At 74.6% G+C, this 18,149-nt stretch carries 14 protein-coding genes; 9 read left to right on the top strand and 5 right to left on the bottom strand.

Annotation, left to right across the window (positions count from 1 at the left end; genetic code table 11):
- The first annotated feature begins 164 nt into the window (after positions 1–164).
- Positions 165–1,442 (top strand): TerD family protein, encoded by a 1,278-nt coding sequence (locus ACE4Q9_RS29855; protein ID WP_397988261.1) that lies wholly within the window; start codon positions 165–167, stop codon positions 1,440–1,442.
- Position 1,443: 1 nt separating this feature from the next.
- Here ACE4Q9_RS29855 and ACE4Q9_RS29860 read toward each other — a convergent pair whose 3' ends face one another.
- Positions 1,444–2,637, bottom strand: coding sequence for a glycosyltransferase (locus ACE4Q9_RS29860; protein ID WP_397987624.1), 1,194 nt, complete (start codon positions 2,635–2,637; stop codon positions 1,444–1,446).
- Between the two features lie 39 nt (positions 2,638–2,676).
- Between ACE4Q9_RS29860 and ACE4Q9_RS29865 the strand changes: the two genes are divergently transcribed.
- The 6 genes from ACE4Q9_RS29865 to ACE4Q9_RS29890 all read left to right on the top strand — a co-directional run bounded on the left by ACE4Q9_RS29865 (position 2,677) and on the right by ACE4Q9_RS29890 (position 8,459).
- Complete coding sequence (locus ACE4Q9_RS29865) at positions 2,677–3,471, top strand: glutamate racemase (RefSeq protein ID WP_397987625.1); 795 nt, start codon at positions 2,677–2,679, stop codon at positions 3,469–3,471.
- Between the two features lie 92 nt (positions 3,472–3,563).
- Entirely contained in the window at positions 3,564–4,109 is a 546-nt protein-coding gene (locus ACE4Q9_RS29870; protein WP_397987626.1) for a hypothetical protein, read from the top strand.
- A gap of 139 nt (positions 4,110–4,248) precedes the next feature.
- Positions 4,249–5,859 carry an apolipoprotein N-acyltransferase gene (gene lnt / locus ACE4Q9_RS29875; protein WP_397987627.1) on the top strand — a complete coding sequence of 537 codons (1,611 nt, stop codon included), beginning with the start codon at positions 4,249–4,251 and terminating at the stop codon, positions 5,857–5,859.
- A 110-nt stretch (positions 5,860–5,969) separates the two neighbouring features.
- A complete protein-coding gene (locus tag ACE4Q9_RS29880; protein ID WP_397987628.1) occupies positions 5,970–6,449 on the top strand; it encodes an NUDIX hydrolase in 480 nt (159 codons plus the stop codon).
- A gap of 56 nt (positions 6,450–6,505) precedes the next feature.
- The gene (locus ACE4Q9_RS29885) at positions 6,506–7,300 is read left to right on the top strand and encodes a 3-hydroxybutyrate dehydrogenase (RefSeq protein WP_397987629.1); all 795 of its coding nucleotides are present in this window, start codon (positions 6,506–6,508) and stop codon (positions 7,298–7,300) included.
- A 430-nt stretch (positions 7,301–7,730) separates the two neighbouring features.
- Complete coding sequence (locus tag ACE4Q9_RS29890) at positions 7,731–8,459, top strand: FAD binding domain-containing protein (protein ID WP_397987630.1); 729 nt, start codon at positions 7,731–7,733, stop codon at positions 8,457–8,459.
- Between the two features lie 19 nt (positions 8,460–8,478).
- On the opposite strand, the gene ACE4Q9_RS29895 is transcribed toward ACE4Q9_RS29890, so the two are convergent.
- Complete coding sequence (locus tag ACE4Q9_RS29895) at positions 8,479–8,619, bottom strand: hypothetical protein (RefSeq protein ID WP_397987631.1); 141 nt, start codon at positions 8,617–8,619, stop codon at positions 8,479–8,481.
- A gap of 175 nt (positions 8,620–8,794) precedes the next feature.
- On the opposite strand from ACE4Q9_RS29895, the gene ACE4Q9_RS29900 reads away from it, so the two are divergent.
- The gene (locus ACE4Q9_RS29900; protein WP_397987632.1) at positions 8,795–8,941 is read left to right on the top strand and encodes a hypothetical protein; all 147 of its coding nucleotides are present in this window, start codon (positions 8,795–8,797) and stop codon (positions 8,939–8,941) included.
- Between the two features lie 5 nt (positions 8,942–8,946).
- On the opposite strand, the gene ACE4Q9_RS29905 is transcribed toward ACE4Q9_RS29900, so the two are convergent.
- The 3 genes from ACE4Q9_RS29905 to ACE4Q9_RS29915 all read right to left on the bottom strand — a co-directional run bounded on the left by ACE4Q9_RS29905 (position 8,947) and on the right by ACE4Q9_RS29915 (position 15,828).
- Positions 8,947–11,280: a SpoIIE family protein phosphatase gene (locus ACE4Q9_RS29905; protein WP_397987633.1), complete on the bottom strand. Its 2,334-nt coding sequence runs from the start codon at positions 11,278–11,280 to the stop codon at positions 8,947–8,949.
- Positions 11,281–11,468: 188 nt separating this feature from the next.
- Complete coding sequence (locus ACE4Q9_RS29910) at positions 11,469–13,805, bottom strand: FUSC family protein (protein WP_397987634.1); 2,337 nt, start codon at positions 13,803–13,805, stop codon at positions 11,469–11,471.
- Positions 13,806–14,070: 265 nt separating this feature from the next.
- The gene (locus tag ACE4Q9_RS29915) at positions 14,071–15,828 is read right to left on the bottom strand and encodes a carbohydrate binding domain-containing protein (RefSeq protein WP_397987635.1); all 1,758 of its coding nucleotides are present in this window, start codon (positions 15,826–15,828) and stop codon (positions 14,071–14,073) included.
- A gap of 342 nt (positions 15,829–16,170) precedes the next feature.
- On the opposite strand from ACE4Q9_RS29915, the gene ACE4Q9_RS29920 reads away from it, so the two are divergent.
- Positions 16,171–17,853, top strand: coding sequence for a sigma-70 family RNA polymerase sigma factor (locus ACE4Q9_RS29920; RefSeq protein WP_397987636.1), 1,683 nt, complete (start codon positions 16,171–16,173; stop codon positions 17,851–17,853).
- Positions 17,854–18,149 lie beyond the last annotated feature (296 nt).

Raw genomic sequence — 18,149 nt, forward strand, 5'->3', positions numbered from 1 at the left:
ACGGATTTCCGGGCCGGGTTACCGGCGGTCGACCAGCGATCTTCATGGGTCTTCGCGTGCGCGGCCCATGGGAGTTCGGCGGTGCCGGGCATAGATTGGGCATGCGGGGATGAACCGGGCGTCCGCGGACACGCGGGCGGGGAGGCGAGGGGGTCGACATGTCAATGCCGAAGGGATCGAACACACCGGTTCCGGCCACCGCGCTGCGGGTCGAACTGGGCCGGCGGCAGGGGCCCCGAGTGCCCGACGCGGACGCCTCCGCGCTGCTGCTCGCCGCCGGAAAGGTCCGCTCCGACGCGGACTTCGTCTTCTACAACCAGCCCGTCCACCCCTCGGGGGCGGTGCGCCACGAGGGCAAGCGGACCGAGGGCGCGCTCGTCGTCGACACCCTGTCCGTCGATCTCGCGCGCGTGGAGGGCGCGGTCGAGCGGATCGTCCTCGCCGCCTCGGCGGACGGCGGCACGTTCGGGCAGGTCCCGGACCTGTACGTCGAGGTGACCGACCCCGCGACCGGGCGACTCGTGGCCCGCTTCGACAGCCCCGGCGCGAGTGTCGAGACCGCCTTCCTGCTCGGCGAGTTCTACCGCCGCCAGGGCGGCTGGAAATTCCGAGCCGTCGGCCAGGGCTACGACAGCGGACTGGAGGGCCTCGCCATGGAGTTCGGCATCACCGTGGACGAGCCGCAGCACGCGCCATCCCCACCCACGCCGGGGCCGCCCGACCCGGCACCCCTGGCCGACGCACCACCACCCCCCGCCTGGGCCCGCGTGACCGGCGCGCCGCCGCCCCCTGCGCCCGCCGCGCCGCCTGTCCGCCTCGCCAAAGTCACCCTCACCAAGGCCGCCCCCTCCGTCTCGCTGGCGAAGCAGGGCGGTACCTCGGGCGTCATGCGGGTGAACCTCAACTGGGGGACACGCAAACAGGTTTCCGGCTGGGGCGCCCGCTGGGGCGGCGGTGGTTCCGGGGACCTCGACCTCGACCTGTGCGCCCTGTACGAACTCGCCGACGGCCGCAAGGGGGTCGTCCAGGCGCTCGGCAACTCCTTCGGCTCGCTGCACCGGCCGCCGTACATCCAACTCGACGGCGACGACCGCACCGGTGCGGTGGCGAGCGGCGAGAACCTCACCGTCAACCTGGACCACCTGGCGGAGCTGCGCCGCGTCCTCGTCTTCGTCACCGTCTACGAGGGCGCGTCGTCCTTCGCCGGCCTGCACGCCACCGTCACCCTCCAGCCGCAGTACGGCGCCCCCGTCGACTTCTCGCTGGACGAGTGCACGGTCCCCTCCACCGTGTGCGCGCTCGCCCTGATCACCAACACCGGCGGCGACCTCGTCGTCCGGCGCGAGGCCCGCTACCTCGTGCCGGAGCGCGGGGTGAGCCCGCAGCGGACCATCGACCGCGCCTACGGCTGGGGCATGAACTGGACGCCCGGCCGCAAGTGACTCAGCCCTCGTCGGGCACCGCGCCGGGACGGGCGTACGTACGGCCCTTCCAGGCGGCCCCGCGCCCCCGGCAGTGCTGCACGGCCGAGTCCACCGTCATCAGCAGGTACAGGAACGCGGTGCCCGGCAGCAGCGGGGCCAGCCACAGCGGCTGCCGGTAATACCGCAGCATCGGCACGTACGTGCCCGCCATCACCGCCCACGCCAGCGCGCCGGCGGCGGCCACCGGCGCGCTGCCCGCCGCCGCGCCCGTGACCACGGCCACCGGCGGCACCAGGTACACCAGCGCGAGCCCGGCCACCGTGCCGAGCAGCAGCAGCGGGTTGTGCCGCAGCTGGGCGTAGGCACTGCGCGAGACCATCCGCCACAGGTCGTGCAGCCGCGGGTACGGCCGGACGCTGTCCACCCGGTCGGCAAGTCCCAGCCAGACCCGGCCGCCCGCGCCCTTGACCGCGCGGGCGAGGGCGACGTCGTCGATGACCGCGTGCCGGATGGCGTCCGGGATCCCCGCCTTTTCGGCCATGCCGGCGCGCAGCAGGACGCAGCCGCCCGCCGCGGCCGCCGTACGCGAACCCTCGCGGCCGATCCAGCGGAAGGGGTACAGCTGCGCGAAGAAGTACACGAATGCCGGGACCACCAGCCGCTCCCAGCGGCTCTCCACCCGCAGCCGCGCCATCTGCGAGACCACGTCGAAACCGCCGCCCCCGGCCGCCGCGACCAGTTCCCGCAGACTGTCCGGGGCGTGCGCGATGTCCGCGTCCGTCAGCAGCAGGTACTCCGGCTCGCGCGCGCGGGCCAGCGCGATGCCGTGCCGCACCGCCCACAGCTTGCCCGTCCAGCCCGCGGGCGGCTCGCCCGGCGAACCCACCGTGAGCGGCAGCCCGCCGTGCCGTCCGGACAACGCGCGGGCCAGCTCCCCGGTGCCGTCCGTGCTGCCGTCGTCCACCAGGAAGACCTCGGCCCGCCCCGGATAGTCCTGCGCGAGCAGCGACGGCAGGCTCGCGGGCAGCACGGCGACCTCGTCACGGGCCGGTACGACCACGCAGACCGACGGCCACACCTCCGGTTCCCGGCGGCGCGGCAACCGGACGTCGGTGCGCCAGAAGAAGCCCTGGCACAGCAGCAGCCAGCACCACGCGGCCAGCGAGACGACGGTGATCCACAGGAAGGCGCTCACGGGCGCAGTCTGCCCCACCCGAGCCGTTCACATGAGCGGATCGTCTATCGTGGCCGGGTGAAGATCGCGCTCATGGACTCCGGAATCGGTTTGCTCGCGGCCACCGCCGCGGTACGACGCCTGCGGCCCGACGCGGATCTCGTCCTCTCCCTGGACCCCGACGGCATGCCCTGGGGGCCGCGCACCCCCGAGGACCTCACCCGGCGCGCGCTCGACGTCGCCGAGGCCGCCGCGGCCCACCGGCCCGATGCGCTGATCGTCGGCTGCAACACGGCCAGCGTGCACGCCCTGCCCGCGCTGCGCGCCCGCCTGGAGCCCGGCGTCCCGGTGATCGGCACCGTCCCGGCGATCAAGCCGGCCGCGGCCGGCGGCGGACCCTTCGCGATCTGGGCGACCCCCGCCACCACCGGCAGCGCCTACCAGCGCGGACTCATCGCGGACTTCGCGGACGGCGTGCCGGTGACCGAGGTGCCGTGCTGGGGTCTCGCCGAGGCCATCGAACACGCGGACGAGGCGGCGATCGAGGCGGCCGTCGCCGCGGCGGCCGCGCTCACGCCGGCCGAGGTGACGACCGTCGTCCTGGGCTGCACCCATTACGAGCTGGTCGCCGAGCGCATCCGCGCTGCCGTGCAGCGCCCCGGCGCGGCCCCGCTGGTCCTGCACGGCTCCGCGGGGGCCGTGGCCGCGCAGGCGCTGCGCCGTCTGGGTGAACCGCCCGCCGTCGGCGCGCCCGCGGACGGCTCCCTCACGGTGCTGCTCAGCGGCCGGGAAGGCGAGCTGCCGGCGGCGGCGCTGCACTACGCCGAGGGGCGGCTGCTGCCCGCGGTGGGGCCGTTCGCCGACCGCACCTGACCCGCTCGCCCTTGGCTGGCCAGGGCCGCGCGGGGGCGGACGCGGCCCGGGAGGCGGTACTCGCACCGGGATTCCTGAGTAACCTCGTACTCATGAGGGACCAGCCCCGTACCGAGGACGATTTCACCCCCGAGATCTGGACCGGACGCGCCACCAACCGGGTGCAGTGGCTGCTGGCCCTGGCCGGGGCGGCCTGCCTGGCCCTGGGGATCAAGCTGGCCGTGGACTCCGCGTGGACGTCCGGGATCACCGCCCTGACGATGTCCGTGGTCGGCTGCATCGCGGCCGGACTGCTGGTCATCTTCGGCACCCTCGCCTTCGTCCACGTCGACCTCAGACTCGACCGGGAGTGCGTCGAGGTGCGCTGCGGCCACGCCGGACTGCCGCGCCGGCGCATCCCGCTCTCCCATGTCGCGGGCGCCGACTTCACCGCCCTGGTGACCCCCCGGCAATGGGGCGGCTGGGGCTACCGCTGGCGCCCCGAGAAGGGCACCGCGGTCGTCGTCCGCCGGGGCGAGGGCATCGTGCTCAGCCTCTGGGACGGACACACCTTCACCGTCACCGTCGACAACGCGGAATCCGCGGTCCGGGTGATCAGGGCACGGCTGCGGTCGATCACACCGGGGACGGCGGCCTAGCGGAACACCGACCGGTCCCAACAGCGTGCCCGCGCGCAGGCGAGGCCCCCGTCCGCTCCGTGGCGGCGTCCGGCGGGGCGCCGGCCGGCCGCGGAACGCGGCTGTCGACGCCGAGGTCAGCGGCCGTACACTCACCCGCGTGACCGTCACCGCAACTTCCGTGGACCAGCCGGACCGACTCCGGCCGTCCCCCGCGCCCGGCGGGCTGCGCCGCCGGCTGGCGCGCCTGGTCCCGGCCCTCGCCTCCGCCCTGTGCGGAGTGCTGCTCTACGTCAGCTTCCCGCCGCGGCCCCTGTGGTGGCTGGCACTGCCCGCGTTCGCCGGCTTCGGGTGGGTGCTGCGGGGGCGCCGCTGGAAGGTGGCGCTCGGGCTCGGCTATCTCTTCGGGCTCGGTTTCCTGCTGCCCCTGCTGGTGTGGACCGGCGTGGAGGTCGGCCGCCTGCCCTGGCTGGCCCTGGTCGCGGTGGAGGCCGTCTTCATCGGCCTGGTCGGGGTGGGCATCGCCGCCGTCTCCCGGCTGCCCGCCTGGCCGGTGTGGGCCGCGGCGGTCTGGATCACCGGCGAGGCCGTACGGGCGCGGGTGCCCTTCGGGGGCTTCCCCTGGGGGAAGATCGCGTTCGGGCAGGCGGACGGCGTCTTCCTGCCGCTCGCCGCGGTCGGCGGCACCCCCGTGCTGGGCTTCGCGGTCGTCCTGTGCGGCTTCGGCCTGTACGAGGCGGCCCGGCTGATCGCGGAACGGCGCCGCTCGCGCACCGTGCGCCGCGCCGCGGCCGCCGCCGCGCTGCTCAGCGTGGCCGTGCCGGTGGCCGGCGCCCTCGCCGCGCGTGGCCTGGTCAGTGACAAGGCAGAGGACGGCACCCGGACGGTCGCCGTGATCCAGGGCAATGTGCCGCGCGAGGGCCTGGAGTTCAGCGCCCAGCGCCGCGCCGTGCTCGACCGTCATGTGAAGGAGACCCTCAAGCTCGCCGCCGACGTCAAGGCGGGCAAGGTCGCCAAGCCCGACTTCGTGCTCTGGCCGGAGAACTCCTCCGACCTCGACCCCTTCAACGACCCGGACGCCGCCGCCGTCATCGACGAGGCATCGCAGGCGATCGGCGTGCCCATCTCGGTGGGCGCCGTCGTCGACCGGGACGGCAAGCAGCTCAACGAGCAGATCCTGTGGGACCCGGCCAAGGGCCCGACGCAGACGTACGACAAACGGCAGATCCAGCCGTTCGGCGAGTACATGCCGCTGCGCGGGCTCGTGGGGGCCATCAACAAGGACTGGACCACCATGCTTCGCCAGGACTTCAGCCGGGGCACCAAGCCGGGCGTGTTCGACATGGACGGTGCCGAGGTCGGGCTCGCCACCTGCTACGAGGCCGCCTTCGACTGGGACGTGCGGGACACCGTGACGCACGGCGCCGAGATGATCTCCGTGCCCAGCAACAACGCGACCTTCGACCGCAGCGAGATGACCTATCAGCAGCTCGCCATGTCCCGGATCCGAGCCGTCGAGCACAGCCGCACCGTGACCGTCCCGGTGACCAGCGGCGTCAGTGCGATCATCATGCCGGACGGGAGGATCACCCAGAAGACCGGCATGTTCGTGCCCGCCTACCTGGAGCAGAAGGTGCCGCTGCGCACCTCCACCACGCCCGCGACCGAGCTGGGCATCCTGCCGGAGACGGCGCTGGTGCTCGTCGCCGCGGGTGGCATCGGGTGGGCCGTCGGCTCCGGACTGCGGGCCCGGCGCACCGCCGAGGCGTAGGCGCCGTACCCGACCGGTCGCGGTACCCACCTGATCGCCCTGCCCGACCGGCCGCCGTACCGACCCGGGCCTGCGCCGGAGCGGGGGAGCGGCCGGTTAGGGTCGGTCCCATGGCTACACCTGACTTCATCCGCACCCTGCGTGCCTCGGCCGGCCACCAACTGCTCTGGCTGCCCGGAGTGACGGCGATCGTCTTCGACGACGAGGGCAGGGTGCTGCTCGGCCGGCGCGCGGACACCCGGAAATGGTCGGTGATCGGCGGCATCCCGGAGCCGGGCGAGCAGCCCGCGGACTGCGCGGTGCGGGAGGTCTTCGAGGAGACGGCGGTACGGTGCCGGCCCGAGCGGATCGTCCTGGTCCAGGCGCTCCGGCCGGTCACGTACGGCAACGGGGACGTCTGCCAGTACATGGACATCACCTTCCGCTGCCGGGCGGTGGGCGGCGAGGCGCGGGTCAACGACGACGAGTCGCTGGAGGTCGGCTGGTTCGCGGTGGACGCGCTGCCCGGCTTGAACGAGTTCTCGCTCACCCGGATCAAGCAGGCCCTGACCGAGGAGCCCACCTGGTTCGAGCCGGCCACGCTCGGCTGAGACCCGACACGGCCGGGCCCCTCCCCGGCGCCGGCCGCCTTCGTTAGGGTCGGCCCATGACCTCCCCCATCCAGCCCCTCGCCCTCGATCTGGCCGGCCGCACCGCCCTCGTCACCGGTGCCGCGAGCGGTATCGGCCGCGCCTGCGCCCTGCGCCTCGCGGCCGCCGGGGCACGGGTGAGAGCCGTCGACCGGGACGAGGCGGGGCTCGCCGCGCTCGCCGAGGAGGCGCGGCGGACCCCGGACCTCGCGGGCACCGTCGTCCCGCACCCGCTCGACCTGACCGACCTGGACGCGGCCGAGGCGGCGGCGGCCGGCACCGATGTGCTGGTCAACAACGCGGGGCTGCAACTGGTGCGCCCCATCGAGGAGTTCCCGCCGGACGTCTTCCACACGGTGCTGACCGTGATGCTGGAGGCGCCCTTCCGCCTGGTGCGCGGCGCCCTGCCGCACATGTACGCGCGGGGCTGGGGCCGGATCGTCAACGTGTCCTCGGTGCACGGGCTGCGCGCCTCGGCGTTCAAGTCCGCGTACGTCGCCGCCAAGCACGGACTGGAGGGCCTGTCCAAGACGGCCGCGCTGGAGGGCGCCGCGCACGGCGTCACCTCCAACTGCGTGAACCCGGCCTACGTCCGCACCCCCCTGGTGGAGAAGCAGATCGCCGACCAGGCGCAGGCCCACGGCATCCCCGAGGAGCGGGTGCTGTCGGAGGTGCTGCTGAAGGACAGCGCGCTGCGCCGGCTGATCGAACCGGAGGAGGTCGCCGAGGCCGTGGCCTACCTGTGCAGCCCCCAGGCGTCCTTCGTCACCGGTACGTCCCTGGTCCTGGACGGCGGCTGGACGGCCCACTGAAGGCGCTCGGGAACCGGTCGGCTCACGCCCGGTGACCACCTCGGAGTCGATCCGCACGAGCACGTCGTCGCCAACCGGCATCCAGGAGTCCGGGCGGCGCGGGGCGCCGGTACGGGCCGTGCGCACCTGGTCCATGCCGCCGTAGTACGTCTACGGTTTCGCAGCCGCCCCCACCTTCGACCAGGAGCGGTCGCTCCAGGAGGAGGCCGCCCTCACCGAGGGGCGGCAGCCCCGGCCGGCCGGGCGCGGCGTCCGTCTTCTCCGTCGGCCGTACGCGGACGGCGACGGCGGTCTCCACTCCTTCAGATCGTGAACAGGCCAACTCTCCTCGACTCCACGGCAGTTGATGAACGTGCCCGTGTGAGCCCTGTACGCGCCCCCGCGCACGCGAGCAGACTGCGGTCTCCCCGAGGAAGGCAGGTCGGTCACCATGCTGTTGCGGCTGCCCACATCCGTGTCCGAAGCCCAGGTATGCCTGGCCGAGGGTGCCGTCCCGGTCGGCGGGGCGACCCTGGTGTGGGCCAGCTGGCAGCGCGAGGGCTTCCCCGAACTGGCCATGTCGCTGAGACGGTTGCCGCAGGCCAACGTCATCGGACCCGAGACGCTGGGCGCCGCCGTGCTGCTCGGACAGATCGACGGCCGGGTGCCGGACGTGCTGCGCCTCGCGGCGGCCACGGTCGGCACCGGGGCGGTGCGCCGCACGGCGACGGTCGGCGGCAATCTCGTGGGCAGCACGCTGCGTTGCCTGCTCCCGGCCGCGCTCGTCCTCGACGCACGGGCCACGGTGCTGGAGCCCGACGGCCTCCGCGAGACCGACCTGGCCGAAGTCGTCGCGAAACGGCCTCTGTTGCTCAGCCTGCGCTGGCGCGCCCCGCTCGCCTGCGCTTACCGCAAGCTCCCCGCCGACGCGGGCGGCCCGCCGCCCCTCGTGGTGGCCTCGGCCCTGCACACCGGCGACGGCACCGGCGACAGCACGGGACACGGCATCCGGGTCGCCGTACGGGACGGCTACGAGGTGCTCGCCGGCACCGCCGTACGCAGCGCCGAACCCGAGGACACCCTCCGGTCCCTGCGCGCGACCGCCCTCGGCGATCTGCCCGCCGCCGCGTGGACGGTCGTGCGACCCCAGGTGCTGGACCTGCTGGCCGGCGGGCGGTGATCCGGGCCGGGGCCGCGTCCTAGCCGCCCACCAGGGCGGCCACCAGGCGGGTCATGGCGGGCCGGGGGTCGGGCGTGCCGGGCCGGCCGGTCATCAGCAGGTGGTGGGCGGTACCGACGATCGCGAGGGCCGCGAGATCCGGATCGACGGTCTCCGCCACCCGGCCGAGTCCCTGTTTCGGCCGCCAGATAGCCGGTGACGGCCTCCTGGATCGCGGCGAAGCCCGGCGCACCGCCCTCCAGGGCGGCGCGCACGAGGGCCGCGGCGGCGGGGCGCGTCATCGCCAGACCCACGCCGCCGACTTCCTGCTCGGCACCGGCCCCGGCAGCCACCTGATGCGCCAGGCGGACACGACGACACGCGCCCGCGCCCGCCGCGTCCTCACCGACCATCTGCGCCCCTACGAGACCGGGGACGGCACGGTCCGGCTCCCCAGCACGTCCTGGCTGGTCACGGCGGTCCGCCCGGCGACGCCGGGCTAGCGGTCCTAGGACTCCAGCGGCAGCACCCGCGCGATGAGGAGGGCGACGTCGTCATGGCCCGCCGGGTGGCGCAGCTCCCGCAGCAGCCGGTCGCAGGTGTCCTCCGGGGAGGGGGACGGCGCGGAGAGCAGCCGGACCAGTTCGGCCAGACGGGCGTCGATCGGGTCGTCGCGGGTCTCCACCAGGCCGTCGGTGTACAGGACCAGTTGGTCGCCGGGCCGCAGTCCGAGCGTGCTGGACTCGAAGGACACCCCGCCGACGCCCAGCGGAGTGCCGGTCGGCAGGTCGAGGAGGCGCGGTGGCCCGTCGGACGGGATCAGGACCGGCGGCAGATGCCCGGCGGAGGCCACCTCCAGGCGGCCGAGGCGGGGATCGTGCACGCCGTAGACGCAGGTGGCGATGTAGGGGTCGAGGCCCAGGGTGATCCGGTCGAGGTGGGTGAGGACGCGTGCCGGGCCGAGATCGAGATCGGCCAGCGTGGAGGTGGCGGTGCGCAGCCGGCCCATGGTGGCCGCCGCGGCGATCCCGCTGCCCATGACGTCGCCCACCGCCAGGGCGGTGCGGTCGCCGTCCAGCGGGATGACGTCGTACCAGTCGCCGCCGACCTCGCCGATCGCCTGCGCGGGCCGGTAGCGCGCGGCGATCTCCAGGCCCGGATGGTACGGGGAGAGCCGGGGCAGCAGGCTGCGCTGGAGGGCCTCGGCGGTGCTGCGGGTGTGCTGGTGCAGGACCGCGTTGTCGATGCTCAGCGCGGCGCGCGAGGCGAGTTCGCAGGCCAGCTCCAGGTCGTCGGCGTCGAACGGCGCGGGGTTGCGGGCGCGGGCCAGGCCCATGACGCCGATGCACTGGCCGCGGGCGATCAGCGGGACTGCCATGTCGGTGTGCACTCCGGCGCGGGCCAGCAGCCGGGCGGCCTCGGGCCCGGCGGCGACCCGGCCCACCTCGCCCCTGTCCAGATGGCTGATCAGCACGGGCTTCCCGGTGCGCACGCTCTGCGCCGCCGGGTGGCCGGCGTGGTAGACGGTGAGCCGGCCGGGGGGCACCAGTGCCCCGGCGGCGTCGGTGGGGTAGGCCGTCTTCACCGCCAGCGCCCGGAACAGCGGCGGGCCCTCGCCCGGCTCCGTACGGCCCGTACGCAGCATGCTGTCCAGCAGGTCCACCGCGGCCATGTCGGCGAGGTCGGGCACCAGGACGTCGGCCAGCTCCCGCGCCGTGCGCTCCACCTCCAGGGTGGTGCCGATCCGGGCCGAGCCGCGGGCCATCAGCCGCAGCCGCCGCTGGGCCCGCTCCGCCTCCTGGGCCGCGCGGTAACGGTCGGTGACCTCCACCGCCACCGTGGCGACGCCCAGCGTGTGCCCCTGGTGGTCCTCCAGCCGGTACAGCGAGGTCATCCAGGCGTGATCATTGGCCGGGTCGGCTGCGGTACGGCCCACCACCTGCTGGTTCACCACGGGGGCGCCAGTCTCCAGGACCTGGCGCATGGACGCCTCGACCGCGTGGAACGCCGTGTCCGGGAACAGCTCGTCGTAGCGCCGGCCGATGTGGTCGGCCACGGGCAGGCCGTGCATGGCCGCGAGGGCGGGGTTGACGGCCAGGTAGCGCAGCTCGGTGTCGAGGACGGACACCCCGACCGGGGCCTGGGTGACCAGCCGGGCGGACAGGGCGGTGCTGCGCTCCACCCGGCGCAGGGTGGAGCGGTCGGTGGCCAGCCCCAGCGCGTAGTGATCACCGAGGTGGTCGGTCAGCCGCATGTTGCGGAACTCGACGATCCGCGTGCTGCCGTCCTTGCGGCGCACCGGGAACGCCCCCGCCCAGCCCCGGCCGGTCTCCATCACCTCGGCGAACAGCCGGATCGCCGCGTCCCGGTCCTCGGGGCGCAGCAGCAGGAGCGCCGCGTACTGCCCGACGGCCTCCTCGCGGTCGTACCCGAACAGCTTCTCGGCCTGGGGACTCCACATGTCGATCCGGCCGTCGGCCTCCAGGAGTACGGCGGCCACGCCCAGCAGATCGAACAGGCTGGTCGGCTCGGAGTCGCGGTCGTTCTCCGGTTCGGTGGGGCGGTCGCCCAGGGGCTCGGTCGGGCGGTCGCCCTCGGGTTCGGTGGGGCGCTCGGCGGTGGGCTGCGCGGCCTCGGGCGCCGCGGCGGGGTTGGCGCGGGGCTCCGCGGCGGGCTCCCTCCGGGGGCGCGCGGACCGGTTCGCGGGGGTCTCCGCGGCCTGCTCCGTCCGGGGCTCCGCGGCCTGCTGCTCCGTCCGATGGCGAGTGGTGTGGTCCGCGCGGGGCTCCGCCGGGGCCGTCGCGGACCGATCGGGGTCCGGGTGCCGCGTCCCTCCGCACATCCGACTCGCTCCTTCCGCCGGTCCGTCCGGCCGACGCCGTACGGGTGAGGCCGGGCCTCACCTCACGCCTACCCCATGGAGGGGCGATCCGCAGCGATCCGGTCGGGTCAGGTCGGGTCGCTACGGGGAACCCCTCCGGTGCACGCCCGGACCAAGGTCCGGATCAAGGCTCCGGATCAAGGCCCGGATCAAGGTCCGGGTCCTGCGGGTTCCCCCTCACCGCCTCCGCTCCCGTCCCCGTCCGCCCCGGCTTCCCCGCCCCCGCGCGCGATCCTGGACAGATCGGCCATGAGGGAGTCCAGCCAGGACACGGTGGCGTAGTACAGCCGGGGCGCGCCCGGCGGCTCCGCGTCGGCGCCCGCGAGGGACCGCGCGAGGCGGGGCAGCGGGGCCGCCGGGGTGTCGCCGCCGGGGTCCAGGGCCGCCGAGACCAGGAGCATGCGCCCGGCCACCTGGTCCCCGAGGCCGCTGACCGCGGCCGCGGCCGGGCCGAGACCGGTGCACGGCGGTTCCAGCAGCCGCTCCGAGCCCCACAGGGTGTGATGCCCGGCCATCAGCGCCGCCTGCCAGTCCACCGCGGGCGGCACGGGCACCCGACCCCGGCCGCCGAACGGCGTCGCCTCGCTCTGGAACTGCCCGTACGCGGACTCCGCCAGGATCACGGCCCGCTGGAGCGATCGGTGTCCGGGCATCCCCGCCGGGACGGCCGCCCGCCCCTCCAGGGCCACCGAGGCACTGGTCGCCACCACGATCTCGGCCGCCCTGCGCAGCAGCTCCGCCGCCGCGTACCGCAGTTCGTCATGGGCGCCGCGGGGCCAGGCCAGCAGCCCGAACACCGCGCCGATCGCGCTGCCGACCAGCACATCGAGCAGGCGTACCTCCGCCAGCCGCCAGGTCGGCGGCGCGAGCTGGGCGAAGACCAGGGCCACGAGCACCGTGAACAGGCCCTGCGCCCAGCCGACCCCCTTGACCGGCCCGACGGTGAAGGCGAACAGCATCCACAAGGGGAGGACGACGGCGTAGACCTCGGTGTGCGTGCCGGCCAGGGCCAGCGTCCCGCCGGTCAGCAGGGCGCCGGCCAGGGTTCCGGCGAGGGCGGAGCGGATGGTGCTCCAGGTCTCGTCCATGGTGGTGCGGGTGAGGGTCAGCGTCGCCAGCGTCGCCCAGAAGCCGTGCGGCAGCGTGTCCACGCCGGCCACCAGCCGCGCCGCCGTCAGCGCCAGGGCGATGCGCACCGCGTTCTGGAAGAACACCGAGCGCCGTCCGGCGTGCCCCCGCACCCGGTGCCACCACAGTTGCGGGGCGCGGGCGGTGGCGTACCAGAAGCGCTCCGGCGGCCCCACCACCGTGGCCCGCCGGCCGTGCACCGCCAGATCGGCGGCCGCCCCCATGGCCAGCGCGGCATCGGCGACCTCCAGCGCGGCCGCGTGCCGCCGCAGCACGTCCGGCGCCGGTGCCCCGGCTTCCCCCGCGGGGACCGCGGACCGGGCGGACAGGACGGCGCGGACCGCGGCCAGCTCCTGGTAGGCGGCCAGGGGAGAGGAGCCCTCGCGGAGGCAGCCCGCGCCGGCGGTCGCCAGCCGCGCGACCGCGTCGAGTACGGCGGTCACGGCGGCGTCGGGCGGGACACCGGGCCCGGCCGCCGGCCGGTCACCACCGCCCGGCACGGGGGAGGGCCGGTCGTCTCCGTCCGGCACGGAGGACGGCCGGTCATCTCCGGCTGGAGCGCGGGACGGGCGGTCACCTCCGTCCCGTACGACCGCCGGGCCGGACATCCCGGACAGCCGGGGCAGTCTGCTCAGCAGGGTTCGGATCGCCAGACCCGTGTGGGACAGGGCCCGGTCCCGTACCCCCGGACCCGCCGGGCGGTCCGCCTCGGGCACGGTCAGGGAGCGCAGCCGGTGGCCTGCCTCGCGGGCGGCGCGGATGTCGTCCGGGGAGAGGGCGTACGGCGGGGCGGCGAGCAGGGCGGAGCAGCGGGCGGCGACGGCGGCGGCGTGCGCGGCGCGTGCCCGGTACGGCGGCGGGGTGGGCTCGGGGAAGATCAGGGCCTCGGCGAGGACGAGCAGGGCCATGCCGGTGGTCGTGCCGAGCAGCCGGTCGTCGAGCTGACCGGGATCGTAGGGCGGGAACGACGGCAGGATGTACAGGAGTTGCAGACCCGGCGCCGCCCCCGCCGGGCGCGGTCCGCCGATGGCGGAGAAGGCCAGCGCGAAGCCGACGACCAGCATGCCCGCGACGGCGCTCCAGGTCCGCACCGACAGGTACGTCCCGACGGCCACCAGCAGCCAGCCCACCGGGATCAGCCGCAGCACCACCACGGCGCGCTGCCGCCCGGTGCCCGGAATCCTGGCCAGCCCGCCCAGCGCCACCGCGGCGAACAGGGCGTACGTGGCGGCGACGGGGCGGTCCAGGCCGTAGCGGAAGAAGTAGAAGCCGGCCGCGGCGACCAGCGTCACCCGGAGCGCCCGGCGTGCCGGGGCGGCGTACGGCGCCGGGACCCGGCCGGCGGGAAAGCCAGACATCCCTCCAGGCTCGCCCATCACCGCGCGCCCGGCACCTGCGGACAGGCACCGGGCGCGCGATCGGGCGACGCTCAGGGGGAGACGCGTACGGCGACCCCTACGGCGGAGTCCCTACGGCACGACCCTTACGGCGAGGTCCCTACGGTGAGACCCCTGCGGTGAGATCCCTATGGTGACGCCCCTGGAGCGGTCCCCCTACGGAGTCGGCCGTACGGGACTGGCCCCTGCGGAGACTGCCGTACGGGACCGCCCCGACGGGAGACGCTCAGCCGAGGGCGAGATCGTCGGCGTACACGCTGCCCTGGCCGTACCACCCGTGGACGTACACGGTCACGGTGCCGCTGCTGCCGGTCGTGAAGGCGACCTTCAGCTGGTTCCAGCTCGAACTGTTCGACCAGGTGCTGGCGGTGGCGCCGCCGCTGACGCCGAGGTAGGCGTAGGGGCCCTGCACCCAGCCGGTGAGCGTGTAGCTGTGGTTAGGGGAGAGGGTGACGGTCTGGTCGCACTCGCCGGTGCCGCCGGAGTCGGGGGTGACCTGGAGGGCGTGACTGCCGGAGTGCACCGGGGTGGAGACCAGCGTGCTCGCGCCGGTGCAGGTCCAGGGGCCGAGGGAACCGGTCTCGAACCCGGCGTTGGCCAGCGAGCCTCCGCCGCCCCCGCCCCCGCCGCCGCTCGTGACGGTGAGTGTGTAGGTCGTGCTGTGGCTGCCGCCGGTGCCCGTGCCGGTGACCGTGATCGGGTAGGTGCCCGCGGCCACGGAGGAGCCGACCGCCGCCGTCAGGGTCGAGGTGCTGCCGGAGGTCACCGAGGCCGGGCTGAAGGAGACGGTGACGCCGGAGGGCGCGCCGGAGGCGGTGAGGGCCACGGACTCGGCGCTGCCCGAGGTGGTGGTCGTGGCGACGCTCGCGGTCGCGGAACCGCCCTGGGCGACGGAGGCGGAGCCGGGGGCGAGGGACAGCGAGAAGTCACTGCTCGTACCGCCGCCCCCGCCACCACCGCCGCCCGAACTGCCCTCGTACGGCACGAACGCGTCCGTGAACGCCAGGCTGCTCTGGCTGATCTCGCTGCACGTGGGCAGGGAGTTGGCGCTTCCGCTGCACGGCTGGTCCCGGTTGACGGACCAGAAGGCGAGCCGCCCCACGCCGTTCTGCGCGGCGAAGTTCTCGACCGTCTGGGCGTCGGCCAGGGTGAACGTGGAGCCGTCGTCGTTCTTGCCGATCATCGGGGTGATGCCGAGGTTGGCGTAGCCGTACCCGGAGTCGACGGACTGCATCTGCGCCAGCGTGGCCTTGGCGGCGTCGATCGAACCCTGGCCCATCTCGGTGCCGGTGCCGGCGTAGTAGTCCATGGTCATGATGTTGACGACGTCGATCTTGACGCCCGCGTTCTTGGCGGCCTTGAGGATGTTGACGCCGTCATTGGTCAGTCCGCTCGCCAGCACCGGCAGGGTGACGGAGAACTGGAGGTTCGGGTTGGCCGCCTTCAGGTCCTTCATCGCCTGCATCTGGCGGGCCGCGGCTGCGGTGTCCGCGACGGCGGCGCCCTCGATGTCGAAGTCCAGCTGGGTGACGCCGTAGTCGTCGATGAGGGCCTGGTACCCGGCGTCGATACTGCTCTGGGTGGTGCAGGTCCAGGCGAGCGGCAGACCGCTGGCGCCGCCCGAGGAGATGATCACGGAGGCGCCCTCGGACTTGGCCTTCGCGATCTCGGGGTCGGTGTAGGAGTCGTTGCCGATGGGGAGTGTGTCGCCCCAGACCTGGTTGCAGCCCTCGCCGAGGACGAAGGCGGCGGTGTAGGCCTTGAGGTGGTGCCCGGTGATCGCGGTGTCGAGCAGGCCCTCCTGGCCGTTCGACATGTCGACGTAGGGCGCGACGGAGTAGACGCTGCTTCCGGCGGCATCGCTCGTCGCCGCGGTGTGCGCCGCCGCGCTGCTCGCGGGGGCGACGGCGACGGCCGCGCCGGTGACCGCGAGCGCGAACGCGCAGGCGGAGGCGGCGAGTCCGCCCAGTCTTGCCAGGTGCATGACAGTGTGCCCCTCTCGGGGATGCCCCTAGGGCATGGGGTGGTGGGGTGGTGGTGCCGTGCACGGCGGGGGTGTTGGTACATACCAAACCGCCGCCGACTCACCCCGTCAAGAGGACTAGACCAACTTCGATCCTGTGAAACCGGCGGCCCGCGGCCGGAGTTGACCCGCGCGGTGCCGCCGGGCCCCCGGAGCGTGGTGCCGCGCGCCGAGCCCCCGCGTCGGAGACCCGGTGCCGGAAGCGGCCGGAAATCGGCCCCGGAGAACCGTTATCCGAGCCGCCTCGAACGGTCTCCCAGTCATCGGGAACAATCGTTCGGCGTCGAGGACGGGAAACATCTGATGAGCACACGGCACACGGACGCGGCGGAGACGGCGGCCCTGGTGATCGCGGCCCGCGAGGGCGACGCTGCGGCCCAGGACGCCCTGGTCAGCGCCTACCTTCCGCTGGTCTACAACATCGTGGGGCGGGCGCTGAACGGCTCGGTGGACGTCGACGACGTGGTGCAGGAGACCATGCTGCGCGCCCTCGACGGACTGGGCGGGCTGCGCGCCCCCGAGCGCTTCCGCTCCTGGCTCGTCGCGATCGCGATGAACCAGGTCCGCGACCACTGGCAGGACCGGCGGTCCGCCCCCGCCGCCGTGGAGGAGGCGCATGATCTGGCCGACCCCGGCGCCGACTTCGTGGACCTGACGGTGGTGCAGCTGCAACTGTCGGGCCAGCGCCAGGAGACCGCGCACGCCACGCGCTGGCTGGAGCCCGACGACCGGGGGCTGCTGTCGCTGTGGTGGCTGGAGTGCGCGGGCGAGCTGACCCGCGCCGAGGTCGCCGCCGCACTGGAGCTGACGCCGGAGCACACCGCGGTCCGGGTGCAGCGGATGAAGGCCCAACTGGAGGCGGCACGGGTGGTGGTACGGGCGCTCGACGCCCGGCCGCGCTGCGAGGAGCTGCGGGGCGTGCTGGCCGCCTGGGACGGCACACCCTCCGCGCTGTGGCGCAAGCGCATCGCCCGGCACGCCCGCGGCTGTTCGCGCTGCTCCGGGCTGTGGAGCGGGCTGATGCCCGCGGAGGGGCTGCTGGCCGGCCTCGCGCTGGTCGCCGCGGCGCCCGCGCTGTACGCCGCGCTGCGCTGCGCCCCCGGCGGGATGGCACCGGTCGCGGCGGCGACCCCGTACGACACCTCGGCCGGACCCGCCGGTTCGGGTTCGGGCTCGCTCACAGGTTCCGGTTCCGGAGCCGGGACCGGACGACGGGCCGCGCGGGGCCGCGCGGGCGGGCGCGACGGCACGCGCAGCGCGTCCCGGCGGCGTCGGCGCATGCGGCGCCGGGTCGTTGGTGGCGTCGTCGTGGCCTGCGTCGCGGGCGGCGGCCTCTGGTACTTCGGCATGGACTCCGGGCCCGGCACCGGTGAGAAGGCCGCCGACCGGAACACCAACGCCTCTGTGGCCGACCTCTCCGCACCGAGCGCCGTACCCACCCCGGCGTCGCCCTCGCCGTCCCCGTCGAAGTCCGCGAAGCCGAAGAAGCCGGAGAAGAAGGCGACCAAGCGCCCGAGCCCGAGCCCGACGCGGAAGAATACGCCGACGCCGCGCCCGTCCACCCCGCCGGCCCCGGTGCGCACCACCGCGCCGGCGCCGGCCGGTGACACCGTCAGCCAGGTGATCGCGCTGGTCAACCAGCAGCGCGCCAGCGCCGGTTGCTCCCCGCTGACCGAGGACCCGCAGCTCCAGCAGGCGGCGCAGGCGCACTCCGACGACATGGCCGCGCGGCACTTCTTCGACCACGTCAACCCGGACGGCGCCGACCCCGGCCAGCGCATCACCGCCGCGGGGTACCGGTGGTCCACGTACGGCGAGAACATAGCCATGGGCCAGCAGACCCCGGCCTCGGTGATGGACGCGTGGATGAACAGCCCCGGCCACCGGGCCAACATCCTCAACTGCGCCTTCAAGAACATCGGCGTCGGCGTGCACAAGGGCACGGGCGGCCCCTGGTGGACCCAGGACTTCGGCACGAAGATGTGACCCGGCCCGCGTGACATCCCCTGGGCGGGGGGACCGCCCAGGTCGCCGACTCCGGGCGCGGGCACGGCCGTTGGGGGAGAGGGGCGGGGGCGACTCGGAGACGGCGCCGCCAACTCGCCCGTGACCGCCCCGTGCAGGGCCTCCGTGCGGGACCCTGGGCAGGGCGCGGGCGGAGAGGGCATGGAGCGGGGCGCGGGCGCCGGTCACGTCGCCGGTCATCCGGCCGGCCCAGGTGCCGTCCGCGATGTCCCCGCCGGGCCACGCGAGCCGGTGGACACCGCGCGTCCGTGACCGGC

Origin of the sequence: Streptomyces sp. AM6-12, from assembly GCF_044327085.1 — a bacterium.
GTDB lineage: Bacteria > Actinomycetota > Actinomycetes > Streptomycetales > Streptomycetaceae > Streptomyces.

Excerpts from the sequence above, each read along its gene's own strand:
- ACE4Q9_RS29870 (WP_397987626.1), top strand. The coding sequence starts at position 3,564 with ATGAGGGACCAGCCCCGTACCGAGGACGATTTCACCCCCGAGATCTGG.
- ACE4Q9_RS29915 (WP_397987635.1), bottom strand. The coding sequence starts at position 15,828 with ATGCACCTGGCAAGACTGGGCGGACTCGCCGCCTCCGCCTGCGCGTTC.
- ACE4Q9_RS29905 (WP_397987633.1), bottom strand. The coding sequence starts at position 11,280 with ATGTGCGGAGGGACGCGGCACCCGGACCCCGATCGGTCCGCGACGGCC.
- ACE4Q9_RS29885 (WP_397987629.1), top strand. The coding sequence starts at position 6,506 with ATGACCTCCCCCATCCAGCCCCTCGCCCTCGATCTGGCCGGCCGCACC.
- ACE4Q9_RS29900 (WP_397987632.1), top strand. The coding sequence starts at position 8,795 with ATGCGCCAGGCGGACACGACGACACGCGCCCGCGCCCGCCGCGTCCTC.
- ACE4Q9_RS29890 (WP_397987630.1), top strand. The coding sequence starts at position 7,731 with ATGCTGTTGCGGCTGCCCACATCCGTGTCCGAAGCCCAGGTATGCCTG.
- ACE4Q9_RS29880 (WP_397987628.1), top strand. The coding sequence starts at position 5,970 with ATGGCTACACCTGACTTCATCCGCACCCTGCGTGCCTCGGCCGGCCAC.
- ACE4Q9_RS29855 (WP_397988261.1), top strand. The coding sequence starts at position 165 with ATGCCGAAGGGATCGAACACACCGGTTCCGGCCACCGCGCTGCGGGTC.
- ACE4Q9_RS29910 (WP_397987634.1), bottom strand. The coding sequence starts at position 13,805 with ATGTCTGGCTTTCCCGCCGGCCGGGTCCCGGCGCCGTACGCCGCCCCG.
- ACE4Q9_RS29920 (WP_397987636.1), top strand. The coding sequence starts at position 16,171 with ATGAGCACACGGCACACGGACGCGGCGGAGACGGCGGCCCTGGTGATC.